We start from the raw sequence: 19933 nt of genomic DNA on the forward strand, positions 1-19933 counted from the left end.
TGCCGGATCCCGGCTGTCCATGGGCTTCCCTCGTGCTGACAGGATCAACGTGAGCCGCCACCGAAGGTCCCCCCATCGTCATGGGCCTCCCATGACGTCCCCCGGTCCCACACATGGCAAACGTCCGTGTGGAAAGGCCATCAATTGATGATCGTGAAATTGAAAACGGTTTCCCGCTGAGAGAGGAATGCAGCCGATGCTGATAAAATTACTGACCCGTCTGTTTGGAACAAAGAATGACCGTGTGGTCAAGCGCCTTGCCCAGGTGGTTGAGCAGATCAACGCCTTCGAGGCCACATACAAAGCACTGGATGATGCAGCGCTCCAGGCGTTGACCCCCGCCTTCAAGCAGCGATATGCCGACGGAGAGTCCCTGGACGATCTCCTTCCCGAAGCCTTTGCAGCCGTCAGGGAAGCTTCATGCAGGGTCCTTGAAATGCGGCACTACGATTGCCAGCTCATCGGTGGCATGGCCCTTCACAACGGCATGATCGCCGAGATGAAAACAGGGGAGGGCAAGACCCTGGTGGCCACCCTTCCTGCCTATCTCAATGCCCTCACCGGCAAAGGGGTCCACGTGGTCACCGTCAACGACTACCTGGCCAGCCGAGACGCCGAGTGGATGGGGCAGCTCTACAGCTTCATGGGTCTCACCGTGGGCAAGATCGTCCACGGCCTGGACGATGCCGAGAGAAAGGCCGCGTACAACGCCGATATCACCTACGGCACAAACAACGAGTTCGGCTTCGATTACCTCCGCGACAACATGAAGTTCACCAAGGAGCAGCTGGTTCAGCGGGATCTCAATTTTGCCATTGTGGATGAGGTGGACAGTATCCTCATCGACGAAGCCAGGACGCCCCTTATCATTTCGGGCCCTGCCGAGCAGTCCACCCAGCTTTACGGGCTGGTGGACAGCATCATGCCCCTGTTTAAAAGCGAGGTGGATTACACCCTGGACGAGAAGAGCCGCAGCGTGACCCTCACCGAGGAGGGGGTTCAGAAGGCGGAAGAAAAACTCAATGTGGAGAACCTTTTTGATCCCTCCAACATCGAGATCCTTCACCACGTGAACCAGGCCCTGAAGGCCCATGTGGCCTTTAAGCGAGACACCGATTATATCGTCAAAAACGGCAAGGTGGTCATCGTCGATGAGTTCACCGGCCGCCTCATGGAAGGGCGTCGCTACAGCGAAGGTCTTCACCAGGCCCTGGAGGCCAAGGAGAAGGTTCGCATTGAAAACGAGAACCAGACCCTGGCGTCCATCACCTTCCAGAACTACTTCCGTATGTACGACACCCTCTGCGGCATGACCGGTACGGCCATGACCGAGGCTGAAGAGTTTATGAAGATCTACAGCCTCGAGTGCCTGGTGATTCCCACCAACAAGCCCCTGCTCCGCAAGGACATGCCGGACGTGATCTACAAGACCCGCAAAGAGAAATTCGATGCGGTCATCGACGAGATCATCAGCGTCAACAGAAAAGGGCAGCCCGTTCTGGTGGGCACCATCTCCATCGATATGTCCGAGCAGCTCAGCAAGAAACTGAGCAAGAAGGGCGTCAAGCACGAGGTGCTCAACGCCAAACACCACGGCAAGGAAGCGGAAATCGTTGCCATGGCGGGCCAGAAAGGGGCGGTGACCATCTCCACCAACATGGCCGGTCGAGGGACGGACATCGTCCTCGGCGAGGGCGTTACCGAGCTGGGGGGGCTCTACATCCTCGGCACCGAACGCCACGACAGTCGACGTATCGACAACCAGCTCAGGGGCCGTTCCGGTCGCCAGGGCGATCCGGGTCTCTCCCGCTATTTCCTCTCCCTGGAGGACGACCTCCTGCGCATTTTCGGCGGGGAGCGTATCACCACCATCATGGAGCGCCTCGGCCTCGAAGACGGAGAGCCCATCGAACACCGGCTCATCTCCCGGGCCATTGAAAACGCCCAGAGAAAAGTGGAAGGCCATAACTTCGATATTCGAAAGCACATCCTCGAATATGACGACGTGATGAACAAACAGCGCGAGGTGATTTACCGTCAGCGACGCGATGCGTTGCGAGGCGGAGATCTCCATGAGGACGTGGAGCGCATGGTGGAAGGGATCGCCTGGGATATTGCCTCGGCCATCGCCGTGGAAAAATCCCTCCCCGCATCCTGGGACTGGGAGACCTTTGCCCAGCTCATGGGGAGCCACTTCAACACCACCCTTACCGTGGATGCCTCCGGCAACGGCCTGACCAAGGAGAAACTGGCCGAAGAGATTCTGGCGCATGCCATGGGCATCATGAACGGCAAAGAGGCCCTCATCGGGACCGATCAGTTCCGTCAGCTGGAGCGCTACGTGATTCTCCAGACCGTGGACAACCACTGGAAAGATCATCTCCTCTCCATGGACCACCTCAAGGAGGGGGTCGGCCTCAGGGGCTATGCCCAGCAGAACCCGCTGATCGTCTACAAGAAAGAGGGTTTTGAGATGTTCCAGGCCATGATCGACAGGATTCAGGAGGAGGTGGTGGCCATCCTTTTCCGGATCCAGATCGCCGAACCCGAGCAGGTGGAAGAGGTCAATCCTGAGCGGACCCAGGCCAACCTTTCTTACTCCCACACAGACAGCGGCGCTGCAAAGCAGCCCGCGCGCAGCGCGGACAGTAAGGTGGGTCGAAACGATCCGTGCCCCTGCGGAAGCGGCAAGAAATTCAAAAAATGCTGTGGCATGTCCTGATCGTTTGGACCGTTTTTTTCAACGGAAGCATCGACGATTCCCTTAAAGGGCAAAGGTATGCGGGGATTTTTACCCTTCAGCCGATCCCCTGGCCCTCGCGATCGTCGATGCTTTTTTGCCTTGTTCTGTGTTATAATTTTAACCATAGGATTTCAGGGGGAATGAGTGACCAATGGCCGAGAATCATCCCGATCTGCACGAAGAGTTGGATGTCGACAGGGACACCAGGCTGAATGAGCCTCCCATGTACCGGGTCTTCCTTGTGAACGATGACTATACTCCCATGGATTTTGTGGTGGATATCCTGATGACGGTTTTTCGTAAATCGCAGGAACAAGCGACGGAGATCATGCTTCACGTTCATCACCAGGGCAAGGGATTGTGCGGTATTTACACGTACGAGGTAGCTGAAACCAAGGTGGATACTGTCCATGAACTGGCCGAGGAGAACGGCTACCCCTTGCGAAGCGTTATGGAGAATAACGACCTATGATAAGCAGAGAACTCAGCGCAACCTTGGGCTTTGCAGTTCGAGAAGCCAAAAAACGACGCCATGAATATGTCTGCATAGAGCATGTGCTGTTTGCCATCCTCCATGATCCCACAGGCATAGATATCATCGAAAGCTGTGGCGGCGATACCATTGAACTCAAAAGCAAGGTGGACACATTCCTTCAGGAGAAGATCGAGAAACTCGCAGGCTCCGAAGATTATGTGCTCCAACAGACCTTAGGGTTTCAGCGCGTGATACAACGGGCCGTATCCCATGTGCGCTCTGCCGAGAAAAAAGAGGTGGAGGTGGGCGATGTCATTGCCTCCATTTTCCAGGAGAGGGACTCCCATGCCAGCTATTTCCTGGAAACCGAAGGGGTGACCCGGCTCTCTGTGCTTCGCTATATCTCCCATGAGCAGGAGCAGAAGCAGACACCTGCCGGAGACGGACAGCCCGGTTCCGAAGGCGGTGAGGCCCGTGACGACAAGGAAGAGACAGATCCCCTGAAACTCTACACCGTCGATCTGGTGGAGCGGGCCCTTGACGGGCGCCTGGATCCCCTCATCGGGCGGACCAAGGAGATGCAGCGCATCATCCAGGTCCTGTTGCGGAGGCGGAAAAACAACCCCATCTTCGTGGGGGACCCCGGGGTCGGAAAAACCGCCCTTGCCGAAGGTCTTGGCCAGATGGTGGCCTCCGGTGTGGTGCCCGAGCCTTTGAAAGATACGCGTATTTTTTCCCTGGACCTGCCTGCGGTCCTTGCCGGCACCAAGTTCCGGGGAGACTTTGAAAAGCGCATGAAGGGAGTCATCGAAGCCCTGAAGGCCATTCCCAACGTGATTCTCTATATAGATGAGATCCACACCGTTGTGGGGGCCGGAGCCACCAGCAGCGGGTCCATCGACGCTTCCAACATGCTCAAGCCGGTCCTGGGCAACGGGGAGCTGCGCTGCATGGGCTCCACCACCTATGAAGAGTTCAAGAACAACTTTGAAAAAGACCGGGCCCTGTCCCGCCGGTTCGAAAAGATCGATATCAGCGAACCCAGCGTGGCCGAGACCGTGGAGATCTTAAACGGACTCAAGGACCGCTTTGAGGCCCACCATCAGGTGGAGTATACTCCTGCGGCCATCGAGGCTGCAGCCGATCTCTCCTTTAAGCACATCAACGACCGCCATCTCCCGGACAAGGCCATCGACGTCATCGACGAGGCCGGGGTGATCAAGCGCCTCGACGAGGCGGACACCACCCACAAGGTGCGTGTCTCCGACATGGAGAAGGTGGTGGCCGTCATCGCCAAGATTCCGGCGCGCAGCGTCTCCAAATCCGATCGGGATCGCCTCAAGACCCTCGACAAGCGCATGAAGCACGCCATTTTCGGTCAGGATGAAGCCCTGGGCGGTCTCATCACCGCCATCAAGCGCTCCCGCGCCGGGCTCTCCATTCCGGACAAGCCCATCGGCTCCTTTCTCTTTTCCGGCCCCACCGGCGTCGGGAAAACCGAAGTGGCCAAACAGCTGGCCCTTAACCTGGGCGTGGAGTTTTTGCGCTTCGACATGAGCGAGTACATGGAAAAACATGCCGTGGCACGCCTTATCGGGGCCCCTCCCGGATATGTGGGCTTTGAGCAGGGCGGGCTTCTTACGGAGCGCATCCGCAAGACCCCCCATTGTGTGCTGCTCATGGACGAGATCGAAAAGGCCCATCCGGACCTCATCAACATCCTGCTTCAGGTCATGGACCACGGCACCCTGACGGACAACAACGGCAAAAAAGCCGATTTCCGCAACGTGATTATCCTCATGAGCTCCAACGCCGGGGCCCGGGAGATGAGCACCAAGACCATCGGCTTCGGAAGCCCGGACAGCGAGATCGAGGGCAAGGGACGTTCGGCCATCGAACGGATCTTCAGCCCTGAATTCCGCAACCGCCTGGACGCCATCATCACCTTCAACCCCTTGTCTGAAAAGGTGATGGAGATGATCGTGGACAAGTTCATGACCGAGATGAAAGGCCAGCTCGCCGAGCGAAAAGTGCAGCTCAAGCTGACGCCCAAGGCGCGGAACTGGCTCGCCGTCAAGGGGTATGATCCCGATTACGGGGCAAGACCCCTGGGCCGCCTGATCCAGACCACCATCAAGGATCGGCTGGCAGACGAGCTGCTGTTCGGAAAATTGTCCAAGGGCGGCACCGTGACCATCGGGTTCCGGCGTGATGAGCTCACCTTCAGCTACGCGTAAAGGTGACGATGCATGCCGTTGTTCCAATTGTCCGAGCAGTTGACCTTTCCACCCCCTGAATTTTCCCGTGAGGACGGGTTGCTGGCCCTGGACGGTGACCTGACGGTGCCACGCCTTATCCTTGCCTATTCCATGGGCATTTTTCCCTGGTACTGTCCCGGTGAACCCATTCTCTGGTGGTCTCCCGACCCCAGGCTGGTCCTTTACCCCGAAAAACTTGTGGTGAACCGGTCTCTGCGCAAGACCCTGAATCGGGGACGGTACCGGGTCACCATGGACCGTGCCTTTGCCGAGGTGATCTCAAACTGTGCGTCGGTGCCCCGGGGTGATGAGGAGGGAACCTGGATCGTTGACGAGATGCAGGAGGCTTACCTGGCCCTTCACCGCGAAGGCTACGCCCATTCCGTGGAAGCCTGGGACGGGGATGAGCTGGTGGGAGGGCTTTACGGTGTTTCCCTGGGGCGGGGCTTTTTCGGGGAGTCCATGTTTTCCCGAAAATCAGACGCATCCAAGGTCTGTTTTGTCCGACTTGTGCGGTTCCTGCAGGCGGAAGGGTTCCGGTTCGTGGACTGCCAGGTGACCACTGATCACCTCCTGCGGTTCGGTGCCGAAGAGATTCCCAGGAGCCGGTTTTTAAGAGAGCTGGACGAGGCCCTCACCGCCGATGACCTCATCGGGTCATGGGCGGATATGTTTTACGAACGTTGACCTGTCATAACGGCGCGGCGGCGTCCTTCAGGCGCTGCAGGGCCGTTTTTTGCGAATAATAATACATAACGAAACTCTGCCTCAAATTCGTCATGTGTACTTTAATCCTGGCATGATCCTAATGGAAACGAGAAAGGAGAGGCTGTGGCTGCTGACTGCATTTTCTGTAAAATTATCGGCAAAGAGATTCCTTCGGAGTTCATCTACGAAGACGAGGACATGATCGCCATCCGGGACATCAACCCCAAGGCCCCGGTTCACCTTCTCATCATTCCCCGCAAGCACATTCGGAGCATCAACGACATCGAGGCGTGTGACGAAGTGCTTATCGGGCGGATGATGACCGTGGCCAGGGGCCTGGCCGAAAAAGAGGGGACTGCCCAGTCCGGATACCGTGTGTTTTTCAATGTGGAGAAGGGCGGCGGCCAGGAGGTGTTCCATCTCCACCTGCACCTCGTGGGAGGGTTTGATCGCGCTTGATCTTTTGCACGGTGCCGCCGTCTGACAGACAGCGGCACCGGCTTATCAGTCGGTGAGAAGGGCACCTTTGGGTGCCCTTTTTTCGTTGAGCCCCGGGCGGATGGTCATGCGGCGTCCCGCTTCTCTGCCTCGACCGATGAGTTCTGTATCAACCCGTCGGACTCTCCGGCTCCGGGTGGCAAGCCTCGGGTAGCGCTGTTCGATGTAAGCGTCGAGTACCGGGTCTTTGACCACCTCGGGGAGGAGAGTGGTGGGGCGTTTTACCTTCTCCGTTCCCAGTTTTTGTGAAAATCCCGCCACAACCCCTTCCGCGTAGTCGCTTTTGCGTAGCCGCCCGAGTTTTTGCCCCCTCTCTTTCTGGAGCTCTGTCCAGGTGCGGTCGATGAAGTCCAGGATAAAGGTGTAGACATACTCCGCCGTGAGCACGTGGGAGCGGGCTCCGCTCACCTCCAGCACCCGACCCATCTTCCCTTTGTCCACCACGCAGGCCATGGCCCAGACACAGCGGACAAAGTAGTGCTCGGTAAGGAGATTGGCCAGGGCATAGAACTCCCGGTGGTGGCGCAGGGCAGGGTGGCCCAGGAAGAGGGTGGTGTATCCGTCCTGGGGCTCGGCAGCCTCCGGGGTGTCGATGCGATGCTTTTCCATGAGGGCCTGGGCCTTGGCAAGGGCTGCTTCGGACTCGTGGGGGTTGCTGCTTTTGGCCAGGGCAAAGAGTTTTTCGATGCGCCGCGAAAGGGTCTCTTCCGGGGAGGCGTGGCCCGCAACAAGCCGCTCCCGCAGGGTGGGGTAGGTGCCCGAAGCCTTCGGATTGGCTCCGAGGAGCGCGCAGGCCTTGCGGAACCCCGGGCCATGGGGAGGTTCCTCCCTGGCATGGAAGAGTTCATAGGCTGCCTGGTGGGCCATTTCATGCAGGAGCACTTCCCGCACGGCATCCCACGGGTGGTGGAGGATAAAATGGCGACTGAAGGAGATCTCGCGCCGGTTGACGTTCCAGTGGGCCAGGGTGCCCCGGGCATTGTTGAGGGAAAACAGCGGGGGGAGCAGGCTGAGGATCCCCGGGTCTCCGTTGCAATCGCGTGCGGAGGTCCACTCCAGGTGAAGGCCGTGGAGCAGTTTGCGTTCGAGGTCAGCCGAGGGCTGTTCGGAATGTGATTCAGCCATGGGCGGCAACTCCAAATGAAAAAAGCGGCTCCCCATGGGGAACCGCTTTTTTTAACAATCATGAAACGCGGGCCTGTGCGGGACACGTGGGGTGACATCGTGCACACCGGCTGCGCTCTCGCGTGCTTACAGTGAGGCGACTTCGCTTGCCTTGTAGACGCGGATGCCCTCTTTTTCAAGGACCTTCACGGCGTCGTCGATGTTGTCGAAACGGAAGATCATGACCGCGTGGTCCCCGCTCTGCTGCAGGGCGTACATGTACTCCACGTTGATGTCGGCTTCGGCAAGGAGAATCAGGATGCGGTTGAGGCCTCCGGGTTTGTCCTCGACAGCAACGGCTGCCACGCTGGTTTTTCCGACGGAGAAGCCGTTATCCTTCAGGGCTTTTTCCGCTGCTTCATTGTCGTCGACAATGAGCCTGAGCACACCGAAGTCTGTGGTGTCCGCAAGGGAAAGTGCGCGGATATTCACAGAGGCGGCAGAAAGAATCGTGGTCACTTCGGCAATGCGCCCGCCGGTGTTCTCTAAGAAAATGGATATCTGTTCAACGCGCATCAAAGGCCTCCTTTCATGAGCATCGTAATGAATAAAATACGTGATGGCTATGTCGATCAACCTGTCCGGGATAACCGAATACCGGGTCGGCCGGTCTCCGATTATCTCCGTCCGTATCGGTTTATCGCTTCCGGTTATCAATAACTCTTACCGCTTTTCCTTCACTTCTGGCAATGGATTTCGGCTCCACCAGCATCACTTTGGCAGACACGCCAAGGTATTCTTTGATATCCTTGGCGATTTTTTTCTCCGTGGTCTGGAGCATTCTGATCTCATCGGCAAAGAGGGTTTCGCTCACCTCCACTTTCACCGTGAGGGTGTCGAGGGTGTTCTCGCGATCCACCACCAGCTGATAGTGGGGGGTGGTATCGGAGCTCTTCATGAGCACGCTCTCGATCTGTGAGGGGAAGACGTTGACCCCTCGAATGATGAGCATGTCGTCGGTTCGGCCGCTGACCCGCTTCATGCGGATGTGCGTTCGGCCGCAGACGCAGGGCTCGGGGTGCAGGGAGGTGATGTCCCGGGTCCTGTACCGGATGATGGGGAAGGCCTCCTTGGTGATGGAGGTGAACACCAGCTCCCCGGTCTCACCGTAGGGCAGGGGCTCTTCGGTGACAGGGTCGATGATCTCGGGGATGAAGTGGTCCTCGAAAATGTGGAGCCCGTTTTTGGCTTCGTGGCATTCGATGGCAACACCGGGTCCCATCACCTCGCTGAGGCCGTAAATGTCCACGGCATCGATGCCCAGGGTCTCTTCCAGCTCGCGCCTCATGCTTTCGCTCCAGGGCTCGGCGCCGAAGATACCGAACTTGAAGTTCAGATCGGCAAAGGAGAAGCCCATCTCCTGGGCCACTTCGGCCAGGTGCAGGGTGTAGGAGGGAGTGGCCGTGAGGATGGTGGGGCCGAAGTCCTTCATGATGACGATCTGGCGCTTGGTGTTGCCGCCTGAGACGGGGATGACGGATGCCCCGAGTTTCTCGGCGCCGTAGTGGACCCCCAGGCCGCCTGTGAACAGTCCGTAACCGTAGGCGTTGTGGATGATGTCGCCTCGGGTGGCACCCCCTGCGCAGAGGGCACGGGCCATGAGGTCGGACCAGTTGTCGATGTCCCGGCGGGTGTATCCCACCACGGTGGGAGAACCGGTGGTGCCGGAGGATGCGTGGATGCGCACAACGCTCTCCATGGGCACGGCAAACATCCCGTACGGGTAGTTGTCCCTGAGGTCCTGCTTGGTGGTAAAGGGAAGCTTGGAGAGGTCTTTGAGAGAGCGGATGTCCGCAGGGACGATGCCTGCCTCTTTAAACTGCTTCTGGTAAAAGGGAACCTTTGCGTAGACATTCTCAAGGGTGGTTTGAAGTCGCCTGAGCTGAATCGCTTCCAAGGCTTCCCTCGGCATCGTTTCAAAATCAATATCGTAAATCATGCGAGCTGTCCTCTCCCGACGGTGGGTATGGGTGGTGACCGTGACGTCAAAAAAACCGGATCACAACACAGGGCATCCTGTAAGAACCAGGCTTACGGATACTGGTGTGGAAGGCGGGGTCCCATGGGGTCACGGCCGTGTGTGTCAATCATATCGTTACAGTTAACAGGTCATAAATGATTCACCTGCAAATGTCACTTAAAAAAACTTTTCAATTATAAAATCGGACGGCCGAAATATGAACACATACAACGAGATGGAGGGTATTTCTTAAAGGACAGGGGAAAAGGGTGTTCCCTGGGACGGCAACGGAGGGTGATGGCGGGTAACTGTCCGGGCTGCCGGGCGAAACAGGCCGGCTCCCGAAGGCGAATGCCCGGCAGCCGGAGAGAGGCCGCCGGGCGAGGACGCGACAGGGGCATGGGGCCCTGGGACCCGCCGCCCGGTTTGGATCAGGCGTTGAACACAGGCTTGCGTTTTTCAAGGAAGGCGCTGGTGCCCTCTTTGGCATCTTTGCCGGAAACGCAGGCGGCAAAGGCCTCCACTTCAATGGCGCACCCCGAAGGCAGGTCCACGTTCAATCCCTCGTTGACGGCTTTTTTGGCTGCACGGACCGGAACGCGGCCCTTGGACGCAATGGCCTCGGCGGTCTTCATCACTTCGTCCATGAGGGCCTCGGGGGCCACGACCTTGTTGACCATGCCGATCTCTTTGGCTTCTGCTGCAGAGATCATCTTTCCGGTGAGGATCATCTCCTTGGCCAGGTTGGCGCCGATGGCCCGGGGAAGTCTCTGGGTGCCCCCGTAGCCCGGGATGAGGCCGAGGGTGATTTCGGGAAGGCCGAATTTTGCCGCCTCGGACGCATAGATAAAATCAGAGGCCAGGGCCATTTCGCTGCCTCCGCCCAGGGCAAACCCGTTGACGGCGGCGATGACCGGAATCTCCAGTTCCTGAAGCTTGCCGATGGCCTTGTGGCCTTTTTCGGAGCAGGCCTTGCCCTGTGCGGCGTCCAGGGTGGCGAGTTCGGTGATATCCGCACCGGCCACGAAGGCCTTGCTCCCGGCTCCGGTGAGCACGAGCACATGGATGTCCTGCCGGGCGGCGATGTCGTCGAGGGCGGCGGAGAGTTCGGTAAGGAGCTTGTCGTTCAATGCGTTCAGGGCCTTGGGGCGGTTGAAGGTGATGGTGGCGATGTTTTTTTCCGCTGTCACAAGAATGGTTTCGTAAGACATGAAGAACCTCCGAAAGATATAGATAAGATGAGTAGCACTATGTTTCAGTCATGAACCGAAAGATACGGTGTTTTGCGTCGGGACGCCTCCGGTGGGCATGACATCAATTCCTTACCCTGAACAACGTATGACTATAAGGGAAACTCTGAGGCATGAAAAGAGAAATATTGCGATGCGACAGCTGCGCGGGAACAGGGCGGATCCTTTCGAAGCCGCGAAAGTCGGGGCTGTTCGGAGAAAATGTATTGCCGTAATCACGCGTTGTGGTTACACTGAATCGTGGTGGATTCAGTACAGGAGTGACGACGGTCGGCCCTTGAAACGACCATACCCCGCCATGTGGACTGCACCGCAGATGCTTGGGACACCTGCATTCGTGTTGATTTGTTGTGACAGCCCGAGCCATGCCTTGACGCCAGCCGGCGATTTCAGTTGAGATACGAGGATATTACCCATGCCGCATACCCGTTGGACGGATATACATTGCCATATACTGCCCGGAGTGGACGACGGCTCCGATGATATGGCCGAAACCCTGGTGATGGCTGCCCAGGCAGACAAAGGGGGCACCTCCTGTATTGCCGCCACCTTTCACGCCGGGGTGGACCTTCTGGATGCCCTTTGCTATCGGCCCCTCATCGACAAGCTCAACCGTCGTTTCCGGGAGGAGGGCATCGGGGTGACCCTGGTGCCCGGCGCCGAGGTGGTGGCAGGCTTCATGCCGGACAACCTGGAGGATTTTACCATCAACGGCTCCCGGTACCTTCTGGTGGAGTTTCCCAGCAGCCATCTTCCCAGGGTGGCGGTGCCTATTTTGAGGGCCTACCTTGACCGGGGGCTTCATCCCATCATCGCCCATCCGGAACGAAACCCGAGCATCATCAGGGATCCGAATCGCCTTTTTGAGATGGTGGCCGAGACCGGTTCCCTGGTGCAGGTTACTGCAGACAGCGTGGCCGGGACTTTTGGTCGGGAGATCGCCTCCTGTGCCCGCTACCTTCTTAAAAAGGGGGCGGTGGATATCATGGGGTCGGACGCCCACGATGAGAATTACCGAACAACGGATATGAGCGACGGGGTGAAGGCGGCCTCCAAGGTCATCGGTGAGCAGGCTGCCTTGAGGCTGGTCAGGGACAACCCCCAGGCCGTGGTGGAAGATTGCCCTGTGGAGGGCCGCTCTCCCTCCGTTGTCAGGGCGCTGTAGCTTTATTTATGAACCATACGGATACGCCCTTGCCTTTGGGGCAACGGCAGAGAGGATAGATTATGCATGTACTGGTCACAGGCGGTGCCGGGTACATCGGCAGCCACACCTGTTTGGAGTTGCTTGAGTCCGGCCATCGAGTCACGGTGGTGGACAACCTGTCCAACAGCTCGGAGGAGTCCCTGCACCGGGTCCGGAACCTGACGGGCAAGTCCCTGGAGTTCGTGAAGGGCGATCTGCTGGACGAAGCTGTTCTGGATGCGCTGTTTGCTTCGCATCGGTTCGATTCCGTGATTCATTTTGCCGGGCTCAAGGCCGTGGGCGAGTCCGTGGAGATGCCCCTGGCCTACTATCAGAACAACCTCACCGGCACCCTGAACCTGCTCCATGCCATGGACAGGGCCGATGTCAGGAATATCATTTTTTCTTCTTCGGCCACGGTGTACGGAGAGCCGGAGACGGTCCCCATGGACGAGAGCTTTCCGCGAAGCGCCACCAACCCCTATGGCCGGTCGAAACTCATCGTCGAAGAGATGCTCGAAGACCTTTTGGTGGCGGACAGCTCCTGGCGCGTGGTGCTCCTTCGGTATTTCAACCCCGTGGGTGCCCATGAGAGCGGGCTCATCGGGGAAGACCCCAATGGCATCCCCAACAACCTCATGCCCTATATTGCCCAGGTCGCCGTGGGAAAACTGGAGTGCCTGAGCGTCTTCGGAAGCGATTATCCCACCCATGACGGTACCGGAGTGAGGGATTTTATCCATGTGGTGGACCTGGCCAAGGGCCATCTGTGCGCCCTGAAGCCCACCGATGAAGCCCCGGGGCTCCATGTCTACAACCTGGGTACCGGCCAGGGGTACAGCGTTCTGGACATGGTGGCGGCTTTTGAAGCGGCCTCGGGGAGAGCGGTCCCCTACGTGGTGGCGCCCCGGAGGCCCGGGGACATCGCCGTGTGCTACGCTTCACCGGACAAGGCCTGGAACGAGATCGGCTGGCGGGCGGAAAAGGGGGTGGAGGCCATGTGCCGGGACGCCTGGCGATGGCAATCGCAGAACCCCGACGGATACACCGTTTAATACCGACAAGGTGTAACACCCATAAAAAAGCCCCGATTCGCATGCCGTGCGGATCGGGGCTTTTGTTGTCTGAATCAAGGACGGGCGTTTAGTTGATGATTTTTTTCTTTGCCTTGTTGTACTCGTCCAGGGTGATGAGGTCGTTGTCCAGCAGGTGAGCCAGCTCCATGAGTTCGGTGACGTGGCTGGAAGGGGGCAGGGCATGGATGGTGGCGGTCCGGGGCGGCGCACCGGCATCAATGGCCAGGGGCTGCTGGGGGTTGGGATCCTCCACGCGAACGGATGCCAGGCCGCCGAGGACACTGATCTCCACGGTTTTTCCCTGGAGCATGGGCAGGGAGAGAATCTCTCGCAGGGCTTTTCCTTCGGTCTTCATGCGCTTGTAGATGAGGTAAGCGGACAGGCCGATGAGGCTGACCCCACCCAGAAAAATCCAGGGCAGGTAATTGACGAGGCCTCGGAAGAAGAGGACAAAAAAGCAGAGGGCGACGATGAGGAGGATATGCCCGCCCAGGATGAGGTAAACCATAAAGAGGCTTTTCATCACCCCGGGAGAATCGGTGCGTTTGTTGCTTTTCATGCGTTCACATCTATTGCTTGCCGAAGGGCTCACGCCGTATCCGCCGCATCGGAGCATGGGCATCGTCGATGCGGGGTTTCGGATGAACCACCCGGACCCATTGATAAAAAAGTGCCGGGGGGAGTGTTTGTAAAAAACATCCCGGTTACAAGGGGCTTGCGTCGGGCCAGATGTGGAACACCTCTGGGGTGAATGTATCGCAGGAAGAGCAAGACAGGGACGTTGCAGCTGCGATGGTGTTGACCCTGATCAACAAAACCATGATTTCATCATAAAGGCGCCATCTCCGTCTGTAAAGGTTTTTACCCCCTCGGATGGCAGGTTCGGTGCATGGCCTGGAGATGGTCGCCGGTGATATGTGTGTAAATCTGCGTGGTGGAGATGTCGGTGTGGCCGAGCATCACCTGGACCACCCGCAGGTCGGCACCGCCCATGAGCAGGTGCGTAGCAAAGGAGTGGCGCAGGGTGTGGGGGCTGATTTTTCCCGTGAGCCCGGCCAGGGCCGTGTACTTGTTGAGCAGCTTCCAGAACCCCTGGCGGGTCATGGGCTTGCCTGCCCGGGCCACGAACAGGGTGCTGCTTGTGACATGCTTCAGCAGCAGGGGGCGACCCGTTGTGAGATAGGTCCGCAGCTTGTCCACGGCGAAGCGGCCCATGGGCACAACGCGCTCTTTGGAGCCTTTGCCGAACACCCGCACAAACCCGGCCTCCAGGTTGATGTCGTTGAGGGAGAGGTGGATAAGCTCCGAGACCCTCAGGCCCGCTGCATAGAGCAGCTCAATCATGGCGGCGTCCCGCATGCCCCTGGCCGACGAGGGATCCGGTGCCTCCAGCAGCTTTTTGACGTCGGACACGGAGAGGGTGTCGGGCAGCTTGAGGCCTGTTTTGGGAAACTCAATGAGGCTCGATGGATCACTGACAAGGACTTTTTCTTCGGCAAGGAACCGGTAAAAGGAACGGATAGAGACCAGGTGCCGGGCCCGCGACCGGGAGCCCAGGCCTTCGTCTCTCAAGCCGATCATGTGCTTTAAGATGGCGTAGGTATCGTCTTCGGTGACATCGGCCATGCCGTTGTCCTCCATGAAGCCGGCATATCGGGTGAGGTCCGACGCATAGGCGTCGATGCTCAGCTCTGCCAGACCCCGTTCCACGCGGAGGTGGGTCATGAACTGGTCGATGTGGTGGTTGAGAAGAGAAGACATGGGAAAATCGGGCCATAGGAACGTCAGGTTATGGGTGATGGGGAGCCGGGGCAGGGGGAAGGCCTGACCCGGCGTGTGCGTGTTTTTACATGGTATCCGGGTTAGATGGCCACCACGTGATCGTGATAGTCCAGGGTGTTGAGGACCTCGGCGCCGTTTTCCGTGACAAGGACCATGTTTTCCAGGCGGATACCGCCCCAGTCCGGAAGGTAAATGCCGGGCTCCACCGTCACCACCATCCCTGCCTTGAGGGTGTGGTCTTTGAGGTAGCTCAGGCGGGGGGCTTCATGGATCTCCAGTCCAACCCCGTGGCCCAGCCCGTGGCCAAAGCCGTCGGGGAAGGTCTTTTCGATGAATCCACGGGCCACGGCATCCACGGCCTTGCCGCTGGCTCCGTCGCAGATGGCGTCGATGGCAAGGGCCTGTGCCTCAAAAAGGGTGTCGAAGACCCGTTTGAAGGTATCGCAGGGGCTGCCCAGAACAACGGTTCGGGTGGAGTCGCTGCAGTACCCGTTGTATCGGGATCCCCAGTCGATGAGCAGGGGCTCACCCGGGGCCACCTTTCGGTCGCTCGGCACGGCATGGGGAAGGGCGGCGTTGGGGCCGGAAGCCACGATGGTGGGGAAGGAGAGGCCGTCGGCTCCGCGGCTCCTCATCTCTTTTTCCATCTCCCAGGCAATGGCCTTTTCGGTGAGGCCCGGAACCAGGCCAGCCTTCACCGCAGAAAAGGCGGCTTCCGCGATGGCCAGGGCCTCCCGCATGGTCTGTATCTCATCGGCGCTCTTGACGGCGCGCATGGGGGCGGTCATGTCTTCGTGGGCCACCAGCTCAGCGGAGGAACCACTTTTTTTCAGGGCATCTGCAAAGGCGTTGTAACGCCCCACGGAGACCCGGGTCTCTTCAAAGGCGACGCGGCGGGCGCCCACGCGGTCCAGGAGCTCGGGGAGGTCTTTGTCCAGGCCGGTTTTGTAGACATGGACGTCAAAAAGAGGGGCTTCGTGGATGGCATGGAGCTCAAAGCGGGAGTCCGTGGCCAGGATCAGGCCCTTGGGTCCGATGAGAAGGGCACCGGCGGACTCGTCCACGCTGTTGTCCTCTCCGGTGAAGCCGCTTAAGTATCTCCGATTCTCTTCCTGCATGATCAGGCAGGCGTCGAAGCCATTCTGGCTCAATGTCTCTTGAAGCGCATCGAGCCGTTTCCGATAGATGTCGTTCACTGGTGTCTCCTTCGCATCTTGTACGTGGGTGTTGCCAACTGCATTCATGCAACCATACCACTGCCGGAAGGCCCGTGTCGAGGTCTACCAGCCGATGCAGCGAAAGCCCAGGACATTGGATGAAAACCGGGTGTCAAAGCTCTGGAGCTGTTGGCGGATGAGGCTTCGGTCGGAGAGGAAGCTGCCCCCCACCGCTGTTTTGACGGGTTCACCGCCCTTTTCCGGGATCTGGTCGCTGACCCATTCCAGGGCGTTGCCCATGAGGTCGTAGACCCCGAAGGGGCTGGCTCCCTTGGGGAAGGTGTCCACGGGAAGGGTTCCGCCTGCCCCGACCTCTTCGGTGTTGCAGAGGTGGCTTGCCCAGGCATCTCCCCAGGGGTAGGGGCTGTCGGATTTTCCCCCCATGGCCAGCCATTGGGCCAGGGTGGGGAGCCGTTTGCCGGACCAGGACGCAAAGGCCATGGCGTCTTCATAACTCACCTGGACCACGGGGTGGTGGGCGCTGGTGTGCACTGAGGACCGGGCACCGGAGGGTTTGTACCAGTTGGCCCCGCGGATGAGGCGCAGGCCCTTGCTCGTGGAGAGGCTGATTCTCCTGCCGCGGGACTGACGGGTGAGGCGCGGTTCGTACACGGCGCCGAACCCCCGCTCTTCGGCGGTGGTCTTATAACCGGTGCGACCGATAAACACCTCAAACAGGGCATTGGTGACCGGGTATTTGCCCGCAAGGAACTCTTCCAGGTCGGCCAGGATCTCCTGGCCGGTCACCGGGTCCAGGGCCGGATAGCGGCCGGACGGGATGTGGATGTAGCGGTTGTAGTACCGTTCGGATTCGTTGAGCAGGGCGTCGAACCGATCGGCGCGTTCCTGCATGGCATCGGGATCTTCGTCTGCGGCCCATGGGGGAGCGTCCTCATCGACCTCTTCAACCTCGTCATCGGAGATCTCTTCTAAGGCGTCATCTTCATCAATCTCTTCGATGTCATCATCGGAAATCTCCTCCAAGGGGTCGTCTTCGTCCACCTCTTCGATGTCGTCATCGGAAATTTCTTCCAATGCGTCGTCTTCATCGACTTCTTCGATCTCATCATCGGAGATCTCTTCCAATGCGTCGTCTTCATCGACTTCTTCGATCTCATCATCGGAGATCTCTTCCAATGCGTCGTCTTCATCGATCTCTTCGATCTCATCATCGGAGATCTCTTCCAATGCGTCGTCTTCATCGATCTCTTCGATCTCATCATCGGAGATCTCTTCTAATGCGTCATCTTCGTCGACCTCTTCGATGTCGTCATCGGAAATCTCCTCCAGGGCGTCGTCGTCATCGAGGATGTCGAGTTCTTCGTCCTGATCATCCTCAATCTCTTCAAGCTCGCCTTCAGGGATCTCTTCCAACGCCTCGTCATCATCGAGGATATCGATCTCTTCGTCGTCGGACTCATCGACCTCTTCAAGCTCGTCGTCGAGGATTTCTTCGACTTCATCTTCATCATCGAGGATATCGAGCTCTTCTTCTTCGGCTTCGTCAAGCTCTTCAATATCCTCATCGAGGATCTCCTCGACGTCATCTTCCTCCTCAAGGACCTCAATCTCTTCGTCGTCTTCCTCGTCGGCCTCTTCAAGCTCCTCTTCCGGGGGCTCCTCCGGGATGTCCTCCTCAAAGTCGGGCAGGGCGCCGCCCTTTTCAAGGGCCTGTACCGCACGTTTCAGTTTTTCCGCGAGGTTTTCGGTGCCGTCCAGGAGGGGGCCGCCTTTTTCAGCCATCTCGGCAAGGGCGTCCAGCAGGGCGCTCGCCTTTTCGATATCCGGGCTGTTGGCGTTGGTGAAGTGGTTTGCAAAGGGGGCGTACAGGGCCTCTTTGGCCTCCTGGGATACCACAAGGGCGTGGTCTGCTGAGATGGTCACCCCTTCGGGGTTGTTTCCATCCTTGAAGAGGCGGGAGAGGTCCCGGTTGACGGAATTTCGGATGGTGCTGAGGTTTTTTCGCCTGGACTTGAGCTGTGCCGGGTCGTCGGTCTGCCAGATGGCCTGGACAAGAAGGTCGGAGTCCACGGGATCGGAGCTGTACCCGTTGTCCCGGCCTGCGTGGGAGAGGAGAACTTTGAGGTACGCCATGTTCCGGGAGTGCCTGGAGTAGCCGAGGTTGTCGATGACCTCGTCCATGGCGTCCGAAGAAAATGTGACGTTGTTGAAATCGTTTGAAGTCATGTGGTGCGTCTCGGCGCTGCTCCTACTCCCTGATGAGTCCTGTTCGGCATGTCATATCCCTGGACGAACCATAACCCAATCGGCCGCGGGTCACAATACCGGGGAGCCTGGAGGGTGTGCGGGCCCAGTTTTTGCCTGCCGGGCGGTGCGGGCGGAACGCGGTTCCATGGGGGAAGCCATGGCGATGCCGGTTTCTTTTACCGGTCAGGTATGCTATGCCTACGTAGGTAATTCCTGTTAATTATTTGTTTTTCTTGTTTCCACGCATCCAAAGCAAAGGCTCGTGCCATGTATCACACCATCGCACTGCTTAATCCACTGGGCGCCTCAGGCAAGACGACCCTGGCTGTTAACCTGGCGTTTTCTTACGCTCTCCTTGAGATGCGAACCCTTTTTGTGGACTGCACCTCGTCCGGTGCGGGGTCGCGGATGATGATGGAAGAAGGGCAAAGACCGGACTGGGGCGTTGCGGATGTGATCAGCGGGATTGTGGGGCTGCGGGGGGCTGTGGTCCCTGGCCGGACGCCTTATCTGGACGTGCTTCCCGCGTTGTCCGGTGAAAAAGAAGCGGAAAAATGGCTGGCCCTCAATCCCGAAAAAGAGAAGGTCCTGGCCTTGAGCCTTCGCAAGCCCGGGGAAGGGTATGATCGCGTAATCATTGATACCCCTTCGGGGAACGGCTTTTATGTGAAAAGCGCCCTGGCCGCCTCGGATCTGGCCCTGGTCCCCTTGTATCCGGGCTGGGACCAAAACTCGCAGCTTAAGGAGGCGCAGGATTGTGTCGATGAAGTACTAAAGTGTCTGAACCCGGACCTGAAAGGCCTTGGGTTCGTGTCGATGGGGTCTTCAGATCCGGTCCCGGATGACGCCGGCAGGCAATTCGTCGGTCGACTGCCCGATTGCGATGCCGTTCGGAAAGGAATGGCAACCGATACTCCCGTTGCCCTGGTGGATGTAATGTCCCCCGGGGCCCAAGCGTTTCTGGATCTGGCCCGGGAGATGAGGGAAGCGGCGACAGTCCCATGATGGAGAGAATGTGATGTACCAGGCCGATTTGGATGGCAAGACGATGGCCGAAGAAGAAAAAGAGAAAAAGCTGGTTCCCGACGACGCCTTTCAAAAGGGCGAACGGGATTTGATGGACATTGTGACCGGCAGCCTTGACTGGGATGTCATTGAAAAGCTGCTGGAAGAGAAGTACGGGCTCTCACTTCAGGATGATATCGAGTTCAAAGAGGGGCACCTTACGGTCAAGGAAGACCGGATTGCCTATCAGATGGATTTTCAGGCTCGCATTACCCTCTCGTTGATGATCGGCCGGGATGGCCGCTGTGTGGATGTGGTGGCCGGCGTTGTCTCCCCGGACGATGCCTCCCAGGAGACCGAATGAACCGGAACGGCTTGTGAGGCGGAGGCTTCCCCGGGACCC

General features: G+C 58.4%; 17 protein-coding genes. 9 read left to right on the top strand and 8 right to left on the bottom strand.

Going from position 1 to position 19933, the window contains the following annotated elements:
- Positions 1–196: 196 nt before the first annotated feature.
- From secA to MSL71_RS24365, 5 genes are all read left to right on the top strand, one after another.
- A complete protein-coding gene (secA, locus tag MSL71_RS24345) occupies positions 197–2722 on the top strand; it encodes a preprotein translocase subunit SecA (RefSeq protein WP_281374549.1) in 2526 nt (841 codons plus the stop codon).
- A 172-nt stretch (positions 2723–2894) separates the two neighbouring features.
- Positions 2895–3215: an ATP-dependent Clp protease adapter ClpS gene (gene clpS, locus MSL71_RS24350; RefSeq protein ID WP_180146447.1), complete on the top strand. Its 321-nt coding sequence runs from the start codon at positions 2895–2897 to the stop codon at positions 3213–3215.
- Positions 3212–5455, top strand: coding sequence for an ATP-dependent Clp protease ATP-binding subunit ClpA (gene clpA, locus MSL71_RS24355; RefSeq protein ID WP_180146450.1), 2244 nt, complete (start codon positions 3212–3214; stop codon positions 5453–5455). The genes clpS and clpA overlap by 4 nt, the downstream gene beginning before the upstream one ends.
- 12 nt (positions 5456–5467) lie before the next feature.
- Entirely contained in the window at positions 5468–6163 is a 696-nt protein-coding gene (gene aat / locus MSL71_RS24360; protein WP_180146453.1) for a leucyl/phenylalanyl-tRNA--protein transferase, read from the top strand.
- A 144-nt stretch (positions 6164–6307) separates the two neighbouring features.
- A complete protein-coding gene (locus MSL71_RS24365; protein WP_180146455.1) occupies positions 6308–6643 on the top strand; it encodes a histidine triad nucleotide-binding protein in 336 nt (111 codons plus the stop codon).
- A 45-nt stretch (positions 6644–6688) separates the two neighbouring features.
- Here MSL71_RS24365 and MSL71_RS24370 read toward each other — a convergent pair whose 3' ends face one another.
- The 4 genes from MSL71_RS24370 to MSL71_RS24385 form a co-directional block, all read right to left on the bottom strand.
- A complete protein-coding gene (locus MSL71_RS24370) occupies positions 6689–7807 on the bottom strand; it encodes a DUF2786 domain-containing protein (RefSeq protein ID WP_180146458.1) in 1119 nt (372 codons plus the stop codon).
- A 126-nt stretch (positions 7808–7933) separates the two neighbouring features.
- Positions 7934–8362 carry an amino acid-binding protein gene (locus MSL71_RS24375; protein ID WP_180146461.1) on the bottom strand — a complete coding sequence of 143 codons (429 nt, stop codon included), beginning with the start codon at positions 8360–8362 and terminating at the stop codon, positions 7934–7936.
- Between the two features lie 121 nt (positions 8363–8483).
- Positions 8484–9785, bottom strand: a complete 1302-nt coding sequence (locus MSL71_RS24380; protein WP_180146464.1) for a phenylacetate--CoA ligase family protein — start codon at positions 9783–9785, stop codon at positions 8484–8486.
- 452 nt (positions 9786–10237) lie between these two features.
- The gene (locus MSL71_RS24385; RefSeq protein WP_180146467.1) at positions 10238–11017 is read right to left on the bottom strand and encodes an enoyl-CoA hydratase/isomerase family protein; all 780 of its coding nucleotides are present in this window, start codon (positions 11015–11017) and stop codon (positions 10238–10240) included.
- Between the two features lie 454 nt (positions 11018–11471).
- Here MSL71_RS24385 and MSL71_RS24390 point away from each other — a divergent pair, with 454 nt between their 5' ends.
- Both MSL71_RS24390 and galE read left to right on the top strand, forming a co-directional pair.
- Positions 11472–12221 (top strand): tyrosine-protein phosphatase, encoded by a 750-nt coding sequence (locus MSL71_RS24390; RefSeq protein ID WP_180146470.1) that lies wholly within the window; start codon positions 11472–11474, stop codon positions 12219–12221.
- Between the two features lie 62 nt (positions 12222–12283).
- The gene (gene galE / locus MSL71_RS24395) at positions 12284–13297 is read left to right on the top strand and encodes a UDP-glucose 4-epimerase GalE (protein ID WP_180146473.1); all 1014 of its coding nucleotides are present in this window, start codon (positions 12284–12286) and stop codon (positions 13295–13297) included.
- 88 nt (positions 13298–13385) lie between these two features.
- On the opposite strand, the gene MSL71_RS24400 is transcribed toward galE, so the two are convergent.
- From MSL71_RS24400 to MSL71_RS24415, 4 genes are all read right to left on the bottom strand, one after another.
- Positions 13386–13877 carry a hypothetical protein gene (locus MSL71_RS24400; protein ID WP_180146476.1) on the bottom strand — a complete coding sequence of 164 codons (492 nt, stop codon included), beginning with the start codon at positions 13875–13877 and terminating at the stop codon, positions 13386–13388.
- Positions 13878–14179: 302 nt separating this feature from the next.
- Positions 14180–15079, bottom strand: a complete 900-nt coding sequence (xerD, locus tag MSL71_RS24405; protein ID WP_180146479.1) for a site-specific tyrosine recombinase XerD — start codon at positions 15077–15079, stop codon at positions 14180–14182.
- Positions 15080–15180: 101 nt separating this feature from the next.
- A complete protein-coding gene (locus MSL71_RS24410; RefSeq protein WP_180146482.1) occupies positions 15181–16296 on the bottom strand; it encodes a M24 family metallopeptidase in 1116 nt (371 codons plus the stop codon).
- An 84-nt stretch (positions 16297–16380) separates the two neighbouring features.
- Complete coding sequence (locus MSL71_RS24415; protein WP_180146485.1) at positions 16381–18504, bottom strand: SUMF1/EgtB/PvdO family nonheme iron enzyme; 2124 nt, start codon at positions 18502–18504, stop codon at positions 16381–16383.
- Between the two features lie 288 nt (positions 18505–18792).
- On the opposite strand from MSL71_RS24415, the gene MSL71_RS24420 reads away from it, so the two are divergent.
- Positions 18793–19530: a ParA family protein gene (locus MSL71_RS24420; RefSeq protein ID WP_180146488.1), complete on the top strand. Its 738-nt coding sequence runs from the start codon at positions 18793–18795 to the stop codon at positions 19528–19530.
- Positions 19531–19543: 13 nt separating this feature from the next.
- Positions 19544–19894, top strand: a complete 351-nt coding sequence (locus MSL71_RS24425; protein ID WP_180146491.1) for a hypothetical protein — start codon at positions 19544–19546, stop codon at positions 19892–19894.
- Positions 19895–19933 lie beyond the last annotated feature (39 nt).

The organism is Desulfoluna butyratoxydans (assembly GCF_900699765.1).
In the GTDB taxonomy this organism is placed as follows: Bacteria; Desulfobacterota; Desulfobacteria; order Desulfobacterales; family Desulfolunaceae; genus Desulfoluna; species Desulfoluna butyratoxydans.